Origin of the sequence: Larkinella bovis (genome assembly GCF_042655385.1) — a bacterium.
GTDB lineage: Bacteria > Bacteroidota > Bacteroidia > Cytophagales > Spirosomataceae > Larkinella > Larkinella bovis.
The window spans coordinates 15,082-33,237 of record NZ_JBHSMA010000011.1 but is presented as its reverse complement, the minus strand read 5'-3'; the positions used below and the strand labels follow the sequence as shown (position 1 = coordinate 33,237).

10 protein-coding genes are annotated in these 18,156 nt (G+C 56.1%); all 10 read left to right on the top strand.

The window, feature by feature from the left end; genetic code table 11:
* The first annotated feature begins 5 nt into the window (after positions 1-5).
* The 10 genes from ACFPMF_RS22980 (at position 6) to ACFPMF_RS22935 (ending at position 18,146) form a co-directional block, all read left to right on the top strand.
* The gene (locus tag ACFPMF_RS22980; RefSeq protein ID WP_379849497.1) at positions 6-1,478 is read left to right on the top strand and encodes a M14 family metallopeptidase; all 1,473 of its coding nucleotides are present in this window, start codon (positions 6-8) and stop codon (positions 1,476-1,478) included.
* A gap of 224 nt (positions 1,479-1,702) precedes the next feature.
* On the top strand, positions 1,703-2,689 hold the full coding sequence (locus ACFPMF_RS22975) for a hypothetical protein (RefSeq protein ID WP_379849495.1): 987 nt from the start codon (positions 1,703-1,705) through the stop codon (positions 2,687-2,689).
* A 37-nt stretch (positions 2,690-2,726) separates the two neighbouring features.
* Positions 2,727-4,031 carry a hypothetical protein gene (locus ACFPMF_RS22970; protein ID WP_379849493.1) on the top strand — a complete coding sequence of 435 codons (1,305 nt, stop codon included), beginning with the start codon at positions 2,727-2,729 and terminating at the stop codon, positions 4,029-4,031.
* Positions 4,031-6,067 carry a hypothetical protein gene (locus ACFPMF_RS22965; RefSeq protein WP_379849491.1) on the top strand — a complete coding sequence of 679 codons (2,037 nt, stop codon included), beginning with the start codon at positions 4,031-4,033 and terminating at the stop codon, positions 6,065-6,067. Before ACFPMF_RS22970 ends, ACFPMF_RS22965 begins: the two co-directional genes overlap by 1 nt.
* Positions 6,068-6,478: 411 nt before the next feature.
* Positions 6,479-7,786, top strand: a complete 1,308-nt coding sequence (locus ACFPMF_RS22960) for a tyrosinase family protein (protein WP_379849489.1) — start codon at positions 6,479-6,481, stop codon at positions 7,784-7,786.
* Between the two features lie 7 nt (positions 7,787-7,793).
* Positions 7,794-8,795, top strand: a complete 1,002-nt coding sequence (locus ACFPMF_RS22955; protein WP_379849487.1) for a hypothetical protein — start codon at positions 7,794-7,796, stop codon at positions 8,793-8,795.
* Between the two features lie 3 nt (positions 8,796-8,798).
* The gene (locus ACFPMF_RS22950; RefSeq protein ID WP_379849485.1) at positions 8,799-10,439 is read left to right on the top strand and encodes an SCO family protein; all 1,641 of its coding nucleotides are present in this window, start codon (positions 8,799-8,801) and stop codon (positions 10,437-10,439) included.
* Complete coding sequence (locus ACFPMF_RS22945) at positions 10,426-11,409, top strand: hypothetical protein (RefSeq protein ID WP_379849483.1); 984 nt, start codon at positions 10,426-10,428, stop codon at positions 11,407-11,409. Before ACFPMF_RS22950 ends, ACFPMF_RS22945 begins: the two co-directional genes overlap by 14 nt.
* A gap of 42 nt (positions 11,410-11,451) precedes the next feature.
* Positions 11,452-14,850 carry a DUF6603 domain-containing protein gene (locus tag ACFPMF_RS22940; RefSeq protein WP_379849481.1) on the top strand — a complete coding sequence of 1,133 codons (3,399 nt, stop codon included), beginning with the start codon at positions 11,452-11,454 and terminating at the stop codon, positions 14,848-14,850.
* A 38-nt stretch (positions 14,851-14,888) separates the two neighbouring features.
* A complete protein-coding gene (locus ACFPMF_RS22935; RefSeq protein ID WP_379849479.1) occupies positions 14,889-18,146 on the top strand; it encodes a hypothetical protein in 3,258 nt (1,085 codons plus the stop codon).
* The last annotated feature ends 10 nt before the right edge of the window (positions 18,147-18,156 follow it).

The window sequence follows — 18,156 nt, the reverse complement described above, 5'->3', positions numbered from 1 at the left end:
CCGACATGCTGAAATTTACGACGGCCTTTTTAATCTTTGCGTTTAATCTGTTGCTAATGACTTCTTTATTCGGCCAGGATTTGTCTCTTTCCCGACAACTGTTTGATACCTACGATACCTACCGCGAACCGGGGCTTACCCACCGCCGGTTCAAGCAGTCCGATATTTTGCCGCTGATTGACCAACTGAAAACTGACTCCCGGTTTGAGGTCACGAACGTGGGGGAGTCGGTCGAAAAACGGCCGATTCAGTTGATTAAGGTGGGCAACGGGCCGCGCAAGGTGCTGTTGTGGTCGCAGATGCACGGCGACGAGCCCTCGGCCACCATGGCGCTCTTCGATATTTTCAACTGGCTCCGCCGGGAGGGGCCGTTTGATGCGTTTAAAAAGCAGTTGCTGGCCGAAACGACGCTTTATTTCGTGCCGATGCTGAACCCCGACGGGGCCGAGCGCTACCAGCGCCGGAATGTCCTGGACATCGATTTGAACCGGGATGCGCTGCGGCTGCAATCGCCGGAATCCGTCATTCTGAAAGGCCTGCAGCAATCGCTGAAACCGTTGGTCGGGTTCAACCTCCACGATCAGGGCACCCGCTATAGCGTCGGCCACAGCCGTAAACAGGCCACCATTTCGTTCCTGGCGACGGCCTACGATGAAGCCCGGAACATCAATCCGGTGCGCGAACGCTCGATGCAGTTGATCGTGGGCATGAACCGGGTGTTGCAGCAGTTCATTCCGGGGGGCGTCGGGCGGTATTCCGACGAATTCGAACCCCGGGCATTCGGCGATAACATCCAGAAATGGGGCACCACGCTGATTCTGATTGAGTCGGGCGGTTATCCGAACGATCCCGAAAAGCAGTTCATCCGCAAATTGAATTACATCGCCATTCTGTCGGGTTTGCAGGCTATTGCGACGGATGCGTATAAAACTGAATCGCGGTCGGAATACAACACCATTCCGGAAAACGACCGTTACCTGTTTGACGTGCTGATCCGGAATGCGCAGATCATGCGCGGAGGCAAACCGGTGACCGTCGATCTGGGCATCAACCGCTACGAAGTGAATGTGGGCAACGCGGCCACGTTTGGCTACCGGAGCAGCATCGACGATTTTGGCGATCTGTCGCCCTTTTTCGGCATTGAAGAAATCGACGCCACCGGTTTGACGCTGGCACCGGGCCGGATTTACCCGGATACCCTGCGGTCGATGGCCGATCTGAAAAAATACAAACTGGATTCGCTGCTGCAACAGGGCGTCACGACGTTTCGGCTGGCCAGTCCGTCGCGCGCTACGACGCACCTGTCGCCGGTTCACCTGCTCCAGCCCACAACCACGGCGGTGCGGCCCGTGCAAACCGGCCGGATTCCGACGTTCCTGCTGTTGCGGGGGAAGCAGTTACGCTACGTTTTTGTGAACGGTTTTTGGCTGGATGTGGCTAACCAGTCCAACAAACTGGCCACGGGTGTCGTCGAATAGCCGGGCACCCGGCCAGCGGAATTGGCAACCGTTTAATAATTCGTTGGGTAATTAATCCATATAATTTCTACTTTTATTCGCATTAATCCTGGCGCTGTCCCTCCGGGTAGCGCGTCCTCCTGCTCGACATTCTACCTTCGGAATACGTTTTAGTATAAGCGGTTGTGCATTCATTCCGTTGGCGTTCCCATCTGTCGAAAAATCGTGTCTAACTTTTTCAACCTATGCCGGTTCGTAAAACAGAGCGTCGATTACCCGCTGGACTTACGCCCGATGAACTGGGGCAGTCGGTTGCTGCTGAGGGGGATCGGGCAGTGTTGATCTCCTACATTATTTCGCCCCTGGTGGTCAACCGGCAAAACCGGTTCGTCGTTTTTGTCACGGATGCTAGCCTGATGGATGCCGTTCAGACTTTTGCGTGGACCATCACTGAAAACACTGACACGCCAGGGGTGCAGTCAACACCAACGGGCGAATTCGTTTATACACCCCAGTCGGTCGGTCACACCACGGTGGAGGTTAAACTGCTGGATGCGGGCAATCAGGCGCTGGCGACGCTGACGCTCAGTCAGGAGATCGTTATGACCAACGCCGAACTGGAGGATCTGATTGAGGAATCGGCCAGCGAACCGGGGCCGGGCATCGGGAATCTGGAGGTGGCCCGCGAACTGGTGAACGACCACAACCCGTATTACCAGGCCGTTGCACTGCAAACGCCCGAAGCGGGCGACGGTTTTAAGCAGTTCGTCTTCAGCATGGTTTCCGACGGCGCGTTGCAGCAACCTCCGGCGCAGCGGCAAACGCGGCTGGATCAACTGGCCGCTGCGCTGAACGATGGTACGGAGGATTTCGTCAGTCTGACCAGCGAAGGGGCCGGGGTGTGCAAAATCCGGATGAGCCTGCTGGCGATGATCACGCCCGGCGGACTCCCCTGGACCGAATTGCCGGAAGAAACCGGGCAACGCCTGACGGCCGACGAACAACTTCGGCAGACGCTGGCGGCTCTCGACGAAAACAAAAAGATTGATCTGTTCAACCTGATCCGGTTTCCGAAAAGCAACATCACGTACTGTGGGAAAATCGTTGAAGAACTGCGAAACCGGTATTTCCCGGGGACCAATTTTACCGATGTACTGATGGGCCTGTCCGGGACGCGGGCGCACTGGATTTCGAGGTATTACCGCGAAGGCCCCCTGCAACGGACCGCCTAAGGACTTCATCCCGGTTTTATGCTTTCTTTCAACGATCATGTGCACCACGACCCGTTCACAGACCACCGCGCCCCGCGAAAAGGTTCGGAAAATCAGTAAGCCCGTTGCCACGGCACCGCCCGGCCCACCCCCCGGTTTGTTTCCGCCGGTTCATCCGGTCCTGGATTACAACGCCATCACCGGCAGCATTCTGGCGCATGATTTTGAGGTGCTGAAAGCGAAAAACAAATACAAGAGGTTACCTTTTTCCCTCATCGATTACACGGGAAGCGAGGTTTTTTACCTGGGGAACAACGACAAGAAGCAGACGTTTGTGGCCAGTATGGCCAAAATCGGCGTTTTGTTTGCGGCTCTCTGGCTCCGAAAAACCGTCCGGGAAAATGCCCGAAAATCAACCGCTACCACCTTATCGGCGGTGTTGGATGAATTAACCGCCAACTGGTCACAGGAAGAAAAACCGTTTCCCGACCGGTTTAAAAAGAACGTTGTTCCGTCTAAAACCTGGCCGCCCAATTTGAACGACATCTTCGATGGCAAAAGGCTACCCAACGGCGAATGGCAACTGGATTTCAAGGCCGATCATGACTTTAAAGCACCCAACCGGGCGGCTTCGCTGCTGGCGCTGGACCCATTCGACAAAATGCCGGTTAAAACCGAAGCCCAGAAAAAAGCCAAGCGGGCCGTTGTGAATCCACTGGGCTTCCGGGATCGGCTGGAATTGATGATTGGCTGGTCGGATAATATTGCGGCTGCATCCTGCATCAACGCGCTGGGCTACCAGTTCATCAACGGTTGTCTGGAAAAAGCCGGTTTTTACCAGCGTGATGAAACAACGGGCGGGGGCTTGTGGGTAAGTCGAAATTACGATGGTATTCAGGATGGATCCGATTTTCAGGGTGTTAGCCCGCAGGGCGGAACGGCGCAGATCGTAGGCAGTTGCATGTGGCTGGCGGCCAACCTGAAGCTGATTGATGCAGACGCGTCCAAAGACTGGTTGTTGATGATGGACAAACCGGATTACACGGATCAGGCGGACCCGATTCCGTCGTACACCCGGAGCTTCATCGGCGATGAGCTGGACCGCACGCAACACCTGACGCTTAAAAAACTTAACAGCAAAATTGGCATTTATTACAAAGTAACCGTGATAAACGGACAGGAGCATTATTCGGATTTTCATTATTCGGATGTGGCCAACATCGTCCAAAATGATATTGGTCTGGTCAAGTATGTCATTGCGATCTGTTTTTCGGGCCTCACCGATAACCCTCCGCAGGTCTTGCAGGACCTGGCGTTTGAACTGGCCACCATTATCGAATCCGCCCATATGCCCATCAACTAATGTGTACCACGACCCGACGTAATCAGACACCGGCCAAAAAAGAAGTGATTGGTATCCTGCCGAATCAGGCAACCGGTGGGGGCCAGCCCGCGCCCCTGCCGCCCAATGCCTTTCTGGGGAAACCGGAGCGGGTGCCGGACATTGTATTCATTCGGGAGCGGAAGGAAGACGGTTTTCTGGATTCAGCCAAAGATTATTATACGCTCTTCGGGATTCCGGTTCAACGGGTTGATTCCGTGGTTGAAATCGTAACGGCTTTGTCGGAAGCAACCCAGCCGTACCAACGGATCGGCATCGTCAGTCACGCCCACCCGCGCGGCATGATCATTCCATTTTTTACGGGTGGTGTCCGAGGCACCAACAAGGAGATTTTTCGGGAATTTGCCAAGAGCGATCTGGCGGGCCTGAAGCTATTGTCACCGTTTGAAACGCCCGTGAATCATTTGTTCAACTGGGAGTCGGTGATGGGGCAGCTCACCAAACTGATTCGCGACACCAAGGCCGATGTGCTTGAGCCGTTTGGATTGAAAACGTCGGGGGTTTTTGAAGGCGATCTGCGGGAGTACGTCAAATTCTGCTTCGATATTGTCTACCTGCGCGATCCGGGCCGGGTGCGTCGGAATGCCTCAAGTACGAGTGGCATCAGCAAGACCGACCGGCAGACGCTGGAAGCGTTCGTGGGTGAAATTCTGGACCAGACGCGGCCCCTGGTCGTGAAGGCTAAAAATGTGACAGACACGCAGGTAGAGGCCGTTCGGACGTTGATAACCGGTATTACGTACAATCGATTGACCAGCAACGTGAACATGCCGGATGTCCATCCTAACCTCGGATTGGATACCGACAATATGAACGATTTTCCGACGCTTAAAGCCGCCGTGAAGGCTGTAAAGGACGGCGTTTTTCGGGCGCAACTGACCGCAGCCCGGACGCACATCAAAACCGCCACGCTCATTGACGTTCGGGGCTGTCGCGCCGGGGAGGATGCCGATTATGTCGAAGCGATCCGGGAGTTTTTGGGCTCCGGCGAACAAAAACCGACCGTAACCGCGCCCCGCTGGTTTCAGGCCTATCCCAAAATTGCGTTCCGGAATCCGACCAACCAGTCGCAGGTCAAAACGACGCTCGATCATGCTTCCCAGTGGGGGTATACGCCCACCCAACGCAAGGCCGCTTTTACGACCTGGGCGGAACTGATCCGGGTCAAACCGCTGCACCTGGATTTCTGGCTCAAACTCCTGAAGGGGAAAGCCACCGCCTTGGCCACGCTGGCCTGGCGCTCCCAAATCCCGGCGCTGTTTATCGCCACCCCCGGTTTGACGGCACTGAACAGCCAGAATTTTAATCAGGTTATCGGAAGCCTGAAAGATTTCTTTGCCGTGCCGACCGCGGCCGTTCCCAAGGCTTCGGTCCTGACGGCTCTCCAGCCGATCACGTCCAATCTGCCAACCTGGGGACCGAAGTTACTGACACTGGTGGCTGCCGGAGCCTCGGCGACCCAACGGACTACGCTGTTTCAGCAGTTGCAGCAAATCAACGATGCCTTGTCGCAGTCGTTCGTGCCGACGACCTCGCCCCACGCCCCCGATCCGCCCACGGTGGCGGAATTGCAGGGGTATCAGACGGCGTTGCTCACGTTCCTTGAAGACACCAAACTAACCCCCATCAAAACCTTTCTGACGGCGGCTGCCACGAGTCTGGAAACCGGTGATGGGCTGCATTATTACATGCTGTTTGCGGGTTTGCCGGTTTTCGTACACGGAACGCCGGAGTTAACGAAAAACGGATTGGTGGTGCTGGACCGCCACAAAGGCCCGGCCTTGCAGGCGTGGTATCAGTGTTTGTGGAAAGATGCGTTGCCCGCCAGTGGTCCCTACAAAACCGCAACAATTGGGACCAAAGCACATCGTCAGGTAACCGGGCTGGTGGGGGAAGACCGAGCGTCTTATTTGTCGATTTGCCCGATCCCCAGCTACATGAATTGCATTCGGAAACGGCCCTTGCCGCCGGATGAGGACGAAAACCTGTGCGGTTGAAAATATAAAACCGGGTCGGCGGCCGGTTTTATATTTTCAATGAAGGTAATTACTTAAACAGTTATGCCTAAGGCGCTGACCGTTCGCTAATTGGCTCCATCGTTTACTAATAGTTTAGTGCCGGGCACTTGTATTTTTCATACCTTCCGAAGACAATACCACCAGCCCGTTTCGCTGCTCATTGACTAACTCCCGATTACGCTAGTACGACAACCTGCACAGAGTACCACATTGATTTCCTGTCCACAGGAATTTAGACCCATTTTTTAAGCGATTCCGCCGGATTACCGGGTCGGCTTGTGGCGGCCGGTGCTGGTTTTTCGGCTACCTGAGGATTCTTTTCCGGTATCAGAGCCGGTTTTTAACATCATTGAGTTCAGTGCATACCAGTTACTTTCGCAGCGAAGTGCCATGGGAAGCTTAACCAAAAAGGATAAAACGGCCAATGCAGGTTTAGACAGAGCCCGGCAGATTCCCCCGGCGGTTGCCCCAAACCCTGCCGCAACGGTCGAAATCATGCTGAATAATGCGGCCACCGGGAACGCCTACCTGAGTTGGACGCCTTCGTCGTGCAGCATCCGGATCACCAATCCGCCACAAGCCGATCTCAGCGTGACGTTGCGGAACAAGGACACGACCCGGGGAGGGCAGGTCAAATTCCGCACCAGCTACACTGCAGCCGAACAGGATACTCTGCCGCTGACGGTGCCCGGCAACGGCACGGCGGTTACCTTTTTTGTCGGCGGTAAATTTGGTTCACCCAGTACGGCCGATCAGGATGGCGGCATTGTGGCCGCGCTCACTGCCACCGGGGCGGTTTTGCGCGAACGGACGCTCATGGTACGGATTCGCAAGAATGCCAATACGCTCACCCCCGCCGAACGTGACCGGTTTTTGAGCGCCTACGCCACCCTGAACGCGTCGGCGGCCACCTACCAGATTTTTCTGGATGGCCATAATGCGGCTGCTGACAATGAAATCCATGGTCGCCCGGCTTTTCTGCCCTGGCACCGGGCTTTCGTACTCGATATCGAACGGCGGTTACAGGGCATCGACCCCAGCGTTACCGTGCCGTACTGGCGTTTTGACCAGCCAGCACCTAATTTGTTTAGCGCTGATTTCATGGGCGGGACGCCCAATCCGGCTGGTCGGGTGGCAATGAATGCCACCAATCCCTTAAGAAATTGGACAATCGGAGGAGCCGTAGGAATTGTGCGGATCCCCCGGTTTAATACGACGACCAATGGAGGGTTGGTTATGTCAGAAGCGGATACCCTGCGGCTGGGTACGGATTTTACCGGCTTCTCAGACATGGAAGGCGATCCGCACGGTTTTGCCCACACCAGTTTTTCAACGGGACCCATCACCAGTCCGGCCACGGCTACACGGGACCCTATTTTCTTTTTGCTGCATTGCAATGTAGACCGGCTTTGGGCCAAATGGCAGGGGAGTCTTAATCTCTTCAACCCGCTGGATACCACCACCTACTCACCGCAGTCGGGGGGAACCATCGGTGATAATCCGGGTGATACGATGTGGCCCTGGAATGGCGTCACGACGGGGGGCAGACCCCCTACGGCAACGAGCGGCCCCATGCCCCGATCATCCATTACTAGTAAGCCTTCGGCCTTACCCACCGTCGGCGAGATGATCGATTACATCGGAAAAACACAGGGTAATAGCAACGATTTTTCGTACGACGACATTCCTTTTAGCTAGTGGAACGATGGAAGATAAGCTCGAATATGCGCGTCGATTGCGGTCGGAATTACAGTCGGCGGAGGAAAAACAGGCGTCCCTGCTGGATCAGTTCAGACAGGCCACCCGTGTTGGCGATTTTCAGAAAATCCTGAAAGACATCCCGTTCATCAAAGAGCCCGATGCGGTTGAAAAAGCGAAGGCGTTGTTTCTGGATAAACAGCGCAATGCAACCGTCCGCTCGCTGGCGTTGCAAAAAATTACGACGGCCATTCTGGGCGATGGGGCGTTCATCAGCCAGTGTCTGGCGGTTCTCGCCGACCCTGTCGAACCGGTTTTGCTCCGGAAAAATGTGTTAAATGTCCTGGGTGCTTTAAGCTTTGCGTCGCCGGTTTTCCGGGCGATGCGCTCCGATTACCTGGCTGTTCTGCGGGGCTTGCTGGATGATCCGGATCCCGGTTTACGGGAAGAAGCTGCCGGTATGCTGGCGAATGAGCAGGATGAGTTCGTCCAAAACCGGCTACTCAATGGCTTAAAAGGCGACGAAAAACCGATCGTGTCCACCGCCAAGGCCATTCAGTTGTTATCCCGCGATGCACACGCCAATTACTACCCGGTCGTCCGCGAAATCCTGCAAAACCCGGAAACCGATAAAACCGCCAGGGTTGAAGCCATCCACGCACTGGCCTTCGATCAGGAGTCAAAACCGCTGCTGGCGCGGCTCTTCAGCGACAAACGACAGTCGAAGGAAGTGCGGATGAGCAGCGCAACGGCTTTTCAGGCCGCCCATCCCGACGATTTTATCGAACTCGCCAAGCCGGTGATCCTTGATGAAAAAGAGAAAAAAGACATTCGGGCGGTGAGTCTGAATGCGCTGATGCACCACCGGGACGCCGACGCGATCTACGCCGATGAGCAGTTTCGTACGAAGGTCAGTCGGCTCAAAGCGCCGAAAAGCGCCCCGGAACTGAAAAAGCTGTCGAAGCAATACCTGGAAAAAGCGAACCGGTTTCGGAAAACTGACCAATAAACGATGATCGGGGCTACTAAAAAACCGGGGCAAACGACGCATCTACCGGAGGCCGGACTGGCGGCTGTGCTGGAGCGGATTCAACCCAAACCGGGGAATGGACCCTTGTTGTTGCCGTATCTGCCGCAGCAGCATCCGGTATACCGGGGGAAAAGCGCCAACGCGGTAAAGCGGGAGCGGGGCCAGCTTTTTGCGGTTTTTGCGCAGACCGGTTTGCCCGAATCGGCGCTGCCGTACGTGCTGGAAGTGCTCGAAACCGAACCCTACGCGGCTCTGATGGCGGGTGCGGCCCGGGCGCTTCGCGGCCTTCCCGAACCCCGCCCGCAGCTCGTTCCGTACCTGTTGAAAGCCATCACCATCGTGCAATACACGGACGATACGGTTTTTTTCGTTGCCGGACCACCGCTGACTTCGGAACCAACCACCGCGCTCCGGGAAATTGCTCAGACTTTCCAGTGGTTCGGCAGTAGTGCCTCCGACGCGCTGGCGGAATTGCGCCGGTTTTGCGCCGATCCGTATCGCAATAACCGGGTGAAAGCGGAGTTTGAAAAAGCAATCGAAGCCATTGAGCAGGATAACCGACCGCTCCATCGATCGTGCTGTGAGGTCTCGTTCCGGATGCGGGAAACGAGGTCGGTTCGGGGGACAGAAAAACCGCACGATCTTGTTCTGGAAGATCAGGAACGGCAACAAATCCGGTATGGCGACTATTTCCGGGGAAAACCGGCGGTGGTCGTTTTCTTCTACACCCGTTGCGACAATCCGAACAAATGCTCCCTGACCATCGCGCGGCTGGGACACTTGCAAAAAGCGCTACAGGCTGAAGCACTCGCCGAAAGCGTGAAAATCGCGGCCATTACCTACGACCCGTTCCACGACGATCCATTCCGGATGAAAGCGTACGGTGAAGCCCGCGGGCTGACGCTGGACGACGAAAACCGCCTGTTCCGGGCCGAAAACGGCCTGACTACCTTGCTGAATTACTTCGATTCCGGGGTGAATTACATGGGTTCGCTGGTAAATCACCACACCACAGAATTGTTCGTGCTGGATGAGAAAGGAATGATTGTTAGTCGGTATCAACAACTTCAGTGGCAGTTGCCGGAAGTCATTGCCGACCTGAAAAACCGGCTGAGCGGTGAACCGGCCCACAAAACCGGCATCGGGAGCCGGATGAAAGCAAAAGCACTCGCGCTATCGTCCCCGGTGCTGTCGTTTCTGATTGTCTTTTTCCCAAAATGCCCCCTGTGCTGGGCCGCGTACCTGAGCGTTTTCGGCATTACCAATCTGCACGTGTTGCGGTTTGCGTCCCGGATGCAACCGCTGCTGATCGCACTGCTGTGTTTCAACGTTCTGGTGCTGTACCGGGTTGCCCGGCGTCGTAACGGTTTTGGGCCGGTCTACTGGAGCCTGGCCGGTTTGGTTAGCCTGGGCGGGTTGGGCGTAGGACTTCGGTGGCCGGTTTTCGGGTATCTCGGCATTGGGTTGCTGTTGGTCGGCGCACTGCTTAACAGTTTGCCGCATAACGTTTACATCCGGTTTCGGCTGGGGTGGGCGCGGCTGTTTGCTGCGCTGCGGTTTCGCAGTCTCGCGTTGGATGGGAGTCAGAAAGAAGAAAACGGAAGCTACCATGCCGGTTCGTAAAACAGAAAGTCGCATTCCGGCGGGTTTGCAGCCTGCCGATCTGGGTCAGGCCGTCGTGGCCACCGATAACCGCTGCGCGCTGGTTTCGTACGTCACCTCTCCTATCGTCGTAACGCGGGAAAATGTGTATGTCGTGTTCGTGACCGATCCGGGGCTGGCCGGCAATACGGTTTCCTACGAATGGACGCTGGTCGAAAATGGCGGTCCGCCCTCGGTGCAGACCACCGATGTGGGCGAACTCGCCTATACCCCCACCAGCCAGGGCAGTTTGTCGGTTTCGGTCCGGCTGCTGGGGAATGGCAACACCGAGCAGGCTCAACTTTCGCTTCAGCAGGCGGTCATCCCGCCCAATGAAGAACTCAATACGCTGCTTAACGAAGCCGCCAACCAGCCGGGGCCATCGCTGGGCAGTCCGGAGGTATTGCAGGAGCTGATCAACGAGCACAATCTGTATTACCAGAACGTCACTCCGCAAACTGCCGAAGCCGGAGACGGGTTTAAGCGCTTCGTGTTCAGTATGGTCTACGACGGAGCCTCCCGAAAAAACCGGACGGAACGCCGGGCGCATTTGCGGCAACTGGCGTTGTCGCTGAACACAGCTTCGGCGGATTTTGCCACGCTCTCGTCGTCCGGAGCCGGGGTGTGTGAGATCCGGCCGCTGCTGCTTTCGATGATTTTGCCGGGCATGACCGCGTTTACGCTGCTGCCGGAAGAGGCCAATCAGCGCCGGGTGCAGGTAGAGCAGTTGTTGCAGTCGCTGGCAACCCTCGACGAGGGTAAACGCATTGATCTGTTCAATATCCTGCGGTTTCCGAAAAGCAATATTGTCCACTGCGGGCGGATTCTGGAAAAGCTGCGGGACACTTATTTCAACACGACCAATTTCGGGGATGTACTGACCGGTATGTCGGGCGCTCGTTCCCAGTGGATCATTGGGCAATACCGGCAGGGGCCGATTCAGCGGAATTGACCCTCAGAAAAAATACGGTTCAACACCAAATGGAATGATGGTATGGCAGATGCATTAAAATCCGTACTGACCCAGGCAGGACTGGCGATGGCTCCGCTCCGGGCGGTTAGGACACCGGCGCAGGCTCAGGAGCTTTTTCGGAAGCTGGGGTACGAAATACCGGTCGGTGCGTTCGGGAGCGCGTTATCCGAAATCGGAACGAAAGGCACCGAACTCCTGACCGCCATTCAGCAACTGGCCACTGCCAGCGGAGATTCGGCGATTTTGGCCGCGATCGGCGAAACATTCGGGCGGGTAGTCGCAATGATCGACGCTATCAAGCAACTGCATACCACGGTCAAGAATTCCGGCGGGGGCGCCCTGCCTAACATCAACGATCTACCCCGGCGGCTCACCGATTACCTGATCCTGGATTATTTCAGCCGCCTGAAACCGGAAGTCCACGAAATGCTGCTGCTGCTGGGCCTGATCGAGTATGAAGCCAGTCCGGGGCCAAACCAGTCGATGCGCCTGATCAACTGGGACCGGCTCGGCTGGCTGTTTACCAATCCGGTTCAGCTTTTCAACGCGACGTATCAGTGGGATACGAATTTTAATGCCGACAAATTCCTGAGCCGGCTGGAAGGCTTGATGCGGGCGTCGGCGCTGCCCGGCGGTCTTTATCCGCAATCGGAAACGACGCGGGTGCTGCTCGGCAATACCTCTACTACCCTCCGGGAACTACGGTTTCCGATTTTCCAGAAAGGCCTGACACCCGAGACCTACAGCCAGTTCGGGATTACGTTTTCACCGGCCGACGCCAACGGTGGCAAGAAGAAAGGCGTCGCGCTGCTGCCCTACATCATGGGCGCGGCCAGTTTTGATTTTGCCGTCTGCGATCGGGGCGAACTGATTTTTGAATCGACGGCCGACATCAAAGGCGTCGGGCTGGTGGTGCGTCCGCCGTTCAATGCCGAAGGGCTTTTGAGCATGACGGCCGCGTACCGGGCTTCCGTACTCATTCACGAAAAACCGGACAAGTCCGTTGAAACAGTGCTCATCGGTTCGGCGGGAGGAACGCGGCTGGCGGTGCAGGGTCTGGGTGCGCGCTGGTTTGTTCAGAATGCGCAAAACCGGCTGGATGTGGGCATGGAAGGCCAGATCGACGCCATTCGGCTGGTGATTAAAGGCGGAGACGGCGACGGTTTTCTGCAAACGGTTTTGTCGGGCATCAATATCATGGCCGAATCCAACGTGGCCTTCTCGTTCAGTTTGCTGAACGGTTTTACGATCAGCGGGGGCGCCAAATTCGGCATCGATCTGCCGGTTCACCTCGAACTGGGGCCGGTTTCGGTTAACGGACTGGCCATCGCCATTGCGCCGGAAACCAACCAGTTCAAACTGGAAGCGGGTGCGAACCTCAAACTGGCGTTGGGGCCACTGGTGGCCGTGGTCGAAAATATTGGTTTGCAGGCCGGTTTGCAGTTCCAGCAGGGCAATCTCGGGCCGATGAACCTCGGCGTGGATTTCAAACCACCCGTCGGGATTGGCTTGAGTCTGGACGCGGGCATTATCAAGGGCGGGGGCTACGTGCTGTTCGATGATGCCAAAAAGATGTATGCCGGGGCGCTGGAGCTGTCGATTCAGGATACGATCCAGGTGGCCGCCATCTGCGTCATTAACACCCGGATGCCCGACGGGAAAGACGGTTTTTCACTGCTGATCCTGATCAGTGCCACGTTTACGCCCGGTATTTCGCTCTCGATGGGCTTCTTCCTGAGCGGGTTGGGCGGTATTCTGGGCATTCACCGGTCCATCAACGTGGATGCGCTGCGCGATGGTGTCCGGAACAATTCGATTGATCACATTATGTTCCCGGAAGATGTCGTCAACAACATCACGTCCATCATCCAGAGCATTACCCAGATTTTCCCGCCGAAGCAGGATCAGTTCATCATCGGTCTGATGGCCCGCATTACCTGGGGGATTCCGGCGCTGATTACCGTCGATTTCGGTCTGGTCATCGAATTCGCCAATCCGACACGGATTGCCATTCTGGGCGTGGTCAAAATCGTGCTGCCGACAGAAGAAGCCGCCATCCTGCGCCTGCAGGTCAATTTCGTGGGCATTATCGATTTCGAAAAAGGCATGCTGTCGTTCGACGCCAGCCTGTATAACTCCCGGATTCTGACCTTCACCCTGGAAGGCGATATGGCGCTGCGGCTGGGTTGGGGGCAAACCAAAGCCTTCGTGCTGTCCATCGGCGGTTTTCACCCGGCTTTCAAACCGCCGACCGAATTGCATCTGCCGTCGATGAAACGACTGACGCTGACCATTCTGGCCGACAATCCGAAGCTGGTGCTGACCTGCTACTTTGCCGTCACCTCCAACACCATTCAGTTTGGTGCCCGGCTGGATCTGCTCTTTAGCCTGTCGGCGTTCAAGATCGTCGGGTATCTGTATTTCGATGTACTGTTCCAGTTTTCCCCGTTTATGTTCATTGCGGCCATTGGGGCCGGTCTGGCGGTGAAAATGGGCAGTACGACGCTTTTCTCGATTACGCTGGACTTCCAGTTGTCGGGCCCCACGCCCTGGCGCGCGAAAGGGACCGCGTCGTTCTCGATTTTGTTCTTCACCATCAAGGTCCGTTTCGACGTGGAATGGGGCGACAAGAGCAGCATCGAACTGCCCACCATTGCGGTTTTGCCGAAAGCGCTGGAAGCCCTGTCGCTGGATACGAACTGGACCGCCGAGTTGCCCCCCAATCGGCCCAGTCTGGTGAGCATCAAAGATATTCCGCAGGAACCGGGCAAGGTAATTCTGCAACCGTTCGGTTCGTTCACGGTCAGCCAGACGGTGGTGCCGATTGCGCAGGTGCTGGAGAAATTCGGCGAAAACAAACCCGCCGACATTCAGAAAGTCGATATCACGAAGGTGAAGATTGGCGATTTGAACGTGGCGCAGGAATACCCGACGGAAGCCTTTGCTCCGGCCATGTTCAAAAACCTGGAGGACAAGGACAAGCTGAGTTCGCCGTCCTACGAGCAGATGAAAAGCGGGGTTCGGATTACCGAAACGAACAAAATTCAGGTCAATTTCCGGGCCAACCGCAAGGTCGAATACGAGGTCAAGGTGTCGGATTTTGACCCCACGCCCGAACCGGCCCCCCGCTCCTTCTTCAACAAGGATATTTTCAAACTGATGGCCAAAGGCGGAGCCATCGGCAGTTCGGCCCTTTCCCGGGAAAATGCCTTCAAGAAGGTGAAACAGGCCGATGTGGACGTGCTGGATGAAGCCTTTATGGTGGTCGATAAACTCAGCATGAAACCGGTGGTGCACGACAGCTTTTCGGCGGGCAGTTTCTCCGATGCGTCCGATACGCTAAGCGCGCTCCTGAACAAAAACCCCGAACTGAAAGGCAAAATCAAAGTCGTTCCGGCCTACCACCTGGAAATGGCGTAACGCGAATCCGTATTCCTTAGACTATTCCTAAACCCGTTATGGCAGATATAGCGCACTATTCGTTTCTTCCCTGGTTCCGGCAAGGACTCAATTCGCAGATTATTGAGAAAGATACGCTGGGAAAACCGGGGGGCACGGCCCTCGAGCGGGCCAATCTTCAGGTCCAGCTCACCGTGCAGGCCGACAACGTAGACGGGGGCGGTAACGAGCAAACCATTGCCAAGGTCATTCAGGTGGTGGGCCCCGGCGACGTGCTGAACATCAGCGACCGGGTCCTCATCCGGGTTAACCCTGCGCCGAACATAAACAACTACGAAGCCAATAACCTGGCGTACATCGAATTTTACGAGGAAGATTTTTTGTGGCGGTTTACGCCCGCGTCGCCCAATCAGGGCAACAACCGCCGGCTTCGGCCCTGGTTGGCGCTGGTCGTGCTGAAAAACGACGAATACACGCTCAAGCAGTTGCCCGATTCGCTGCCGTTTATTTCCGTCAAAAAAGAAAAGCTGAACGATGTCTTTCACAATCCGGAGGAAACCTGGGCCTGGGCGCACGTGCATTTCAACGAAACGCTGGAAGAATCGGACGTGGAGCAGCTCAAAACCCGCGTGACCAACGAGCTGAACGCCGATGCAGATTCGGCCCTGAGCCGCCTGCTGTGTCCGCGTAAACTCACCAAAAGCACCGCGTACCGGGCCTTTCTGATTCCGGCCTTTGAGACCGGCCGCCGGGCGGGGCTGGGGCTGGACATCACCGGCGTCGTGGCGCAGGAATCGGCCTGGACCGCCAGCGCCCAGCAGGAGAGCAAACCGCGCGGTTTCGATTTTCCGGTGTATTACCAGTGGGCGTTTCAGACCAGCAACGACGGTGATTTCGAGAGTCTGGTGACGAAGCTGAAACCAATCGTCATGAAACCTGAATCTGGCATGATGCCGATGGACGTGCAGGAAATCGGCTACGGCATGGATCAAAAGATGGCTATCAAAACGATGGGGATGGAAGCCGCCTTACGGCCGCCCTCGTTTGAAACCATCCGAAAAAACTTTCCGGAAGCGGGTCAAGACGACCAACTGGCGGTTTTCAAGCAGTTACGGACGTTTTTGAACCTGTCGCCCTCGATCAATCACCCCAAAGAGGCCGGGGGCGCAGCGGCCACCAACCCGTTCACGGATGCGCCCTTTTCCGCCGACCCGATGATCGTACCGCCCGTGTACGGAGCCTGGCAGGGCCTGGCCGAAGACCTGGAAACCGGCACCAACTGGCCGTGGCTGCTGGAACTGAACCTCGATTTTCGCAACCGGGCGGCTGCGGGTCTGGGAACGCGCGTGATCCAGAAACATCAGGAGGAACTCGTGAACCGCGCCTGGCAGCAGGTCGGCAAGGTGAACGAAGCCAACAACAAAATCAACGAAGCGTTTCTGAGCAAACTGGTCAATAACGCCATTTTTAAAAAACACATGCTGGGGGCCAAAACGGACAAATTCGTGCAGGCCACCGGGGCCGTGCAGCACCTGGTCTGGAATGCCGCCAAAACCGCAACGGTCAATCAGCAGATTCACCAGAGTGCCATACCGGATGTAACCCGGTCGGCGGCTTTCCAGAAAATTACCCGGCCCACACACCTGACCAAAAACCTGGCCCTGAACGCGGGGCTTATCGGGAAGTTTAACCAGGCGAGTGACAGTCCGTCGGCGGTGACGGCGGCTAAACTGAAAACCGCCCCTTCGGCGGCCCTGACCCTGCAGGCGGCTACGAAACTGGTTTCCAGCGCCGAAACCTTCTACCAGACCAATGTGCTGAATCAGGCCAAGGATACGTTCTTTTCGCTGCTAAACACGACCCCGGTTCCGGGCAATGACGTGAATAGCGCCAAAACCGCCCTGCAAACCGCATTGAACGCGCAAAATGTATCCGCCGAAGTGAAAACAAGCGTTACCGGCCTGATCAATACCATGCAGACCTATACCAAAGATGCCGACGATGAGGTGGCCGTTGGGGTGCAGGATGCGTCGTACAAGGCGATGTTTGACAATTTCAGCGGGGGGCGCAGTTACGCGAAAGCGACGGTGCGGAACATCGCGTCTACCGCACCGGTGGCCGTGGTTACATCCGCCCAGGACGTGGTGGAATACAAGGATAACCTGCAAAAGTTTGGTGCCCGGCTGGGTACGATGCCCGCCGTGCAGATCAAACAACCGCTTTCGGAGAGCCTGACGGCGGTGCGGAGCAACCTGATCAGCCAGTTAAAACCGGATTTCACGATCCGGCACCGCGTCGGGAATACCATCCGGATTTGGGACGGTACCCGGTTCAAACCGGTGAAGGAACTGAAACCGGTTATGGCCTATCCCGAATTTCACGAACCGTCTTACGAATACCTGGAAGAAATCTCCCAGAATTTCATTTTGCCCAACGTCGATAAACTGCCCCGGAACATCATCACCCTGCTGGAAACAAACAACCGGTTTATTGAATCGTTCCTGGCCGGGCTGAATCACGAAATGGCGCGTGAACTGCTCTGGCGCGAATACCCGACCGACCAGCGGGGTTCCTATTTCCGTCAGTTCTGGAACATCAACGATAACCTGTTTGAGTCGGATCCGGACCAGAAAAAAGACATTGAAGTCATGGACAAGTGGACGGAGAACCTCGGTTTTCACCGTCCGGCGGGCGACAAGGATATTCTGGTGCTGGTGGTGCGGGGCGACCTTTTCAAGAAATACCCCAGCACGATGGTCTACGCCCAGAAAGCACAATACAACACGCCCGATGCCTCCAAACCCCGGAAGTTGCTGGACCCGGTTTCGCCGGAAAACACCAAATTTCCGCTGTTTAAGGCCGAACTCAAGCCTGACATTACGCTGTTCGGCTTCGATCTGACCGCCGAAATCGCCAACGGCAACCGAATTACAACCCCCAATGGCAGCACGGCGGGCAAAAATCCGGGCTGGTTTTTTGTCTTCAAGGAGCGGGCCGGCCAAACGCAGTTCGGGCTCGACGACTACACGACGGAATTGGGCGACACCACGCAGATGCCGACCGGCAATCCGGCCACCTGGAACGATTTGACCTGGGAACATCTGGTGAACCAGAAAAGCGATCTTGACAACTTCCAGCTCAACTTTAGCAAGCCCATCGCCATCACAAACGCGAACAGCGTGAAGGACAAGTACCTGAACGAGGTACCCGGTTGGGCCAGCAACGCGGCCGAAGTGGCGTCGATTCTGTACCAGGACCCGGTTTTGATCGCCCGGCACGCGGGTGAAATGTTGAACGAAGATTTGCTGAATTTATAACTGAACGGGT

What these genes read in the sequence shown, in the direction of transcription:
- ACFPMF_RS22945 (WP_379849483.1), top strand. Translation starts at nt 10,426, where the DNA reads ATGCCGGTTCGTAAAACAGAAAGTCGCATTCCGGCGGGTTTGCAGCCT.
- ACFPMF_RS22965 (WP_379849491.1), top strand. Translation starts at nt 4,031, where the DNA reads ATGTGTACCACGACCCGACGTAATCAGACACCGGCCAAAAAAGAAGTG.
- ACFPMF_RS22935 (WP_379849479.1), top strand. Translation starts at nt 14,889, where the DNA reads ATGGCAGATATAGCGCACTATTCGTTTCTTCCCTGGTTCCGGCAAGGA.
- ACFPMF_RS22955 (WP_379849487.1), top strand. Translation starts at nt 7,794, where the DNA reads ATGGAAGATAAGCTCGAATATGCGCGTCGATTGCGGTCGGAATTACAG.
- ACFPMF_RS22975 (WP_379849495.1), top strand. Translation starts at nt 1,703, where the DNA reads ATGCCGGTTCGTAAAACAGAGCGTCGATTACCCGCTGGACTTACGCCC.
- ACFPMF_RS22950 (WP_379849485.1), top strand. Translation starts at nt 8,799, where the DNA reads ATGATCGGGGCTACTAAAAAACCGGGGCAAACGACGCATCTACCGGAG.
- ACFPMF_RS22960 (WP_379849489.1), top strand. Translation starts at nt 6,479, where the DNA reads ATGGGAAGCTTAACCAAAAAGGATAAAACGGCCAATGCAGGTTTAGAC.
- ACFPMF_RS22940 (WP_379849481.1), top strand. Translation starts at nt 11,452, where the DNA reads ATGGCAGATGCATTAAAATCCGTACTGACCCAGGCAGGACTGGCGATG.
- ACFPMF_RS22970 (WP_379849493.1), top strand. Translation starts at nt 2,727, where the DNA reads ATGTGCACCACGACCCGTTCACAGACCACCGCGCCCCGCGAAAAGGTT.
- ACFPMF_RS22980 (WP_379849497.1), top strand. Translation starts at nt 6, where the DNA reads ATGCTGAAATTTACGACGGCCTTTTTAATCTTTGCGTTTAATCTGTTG.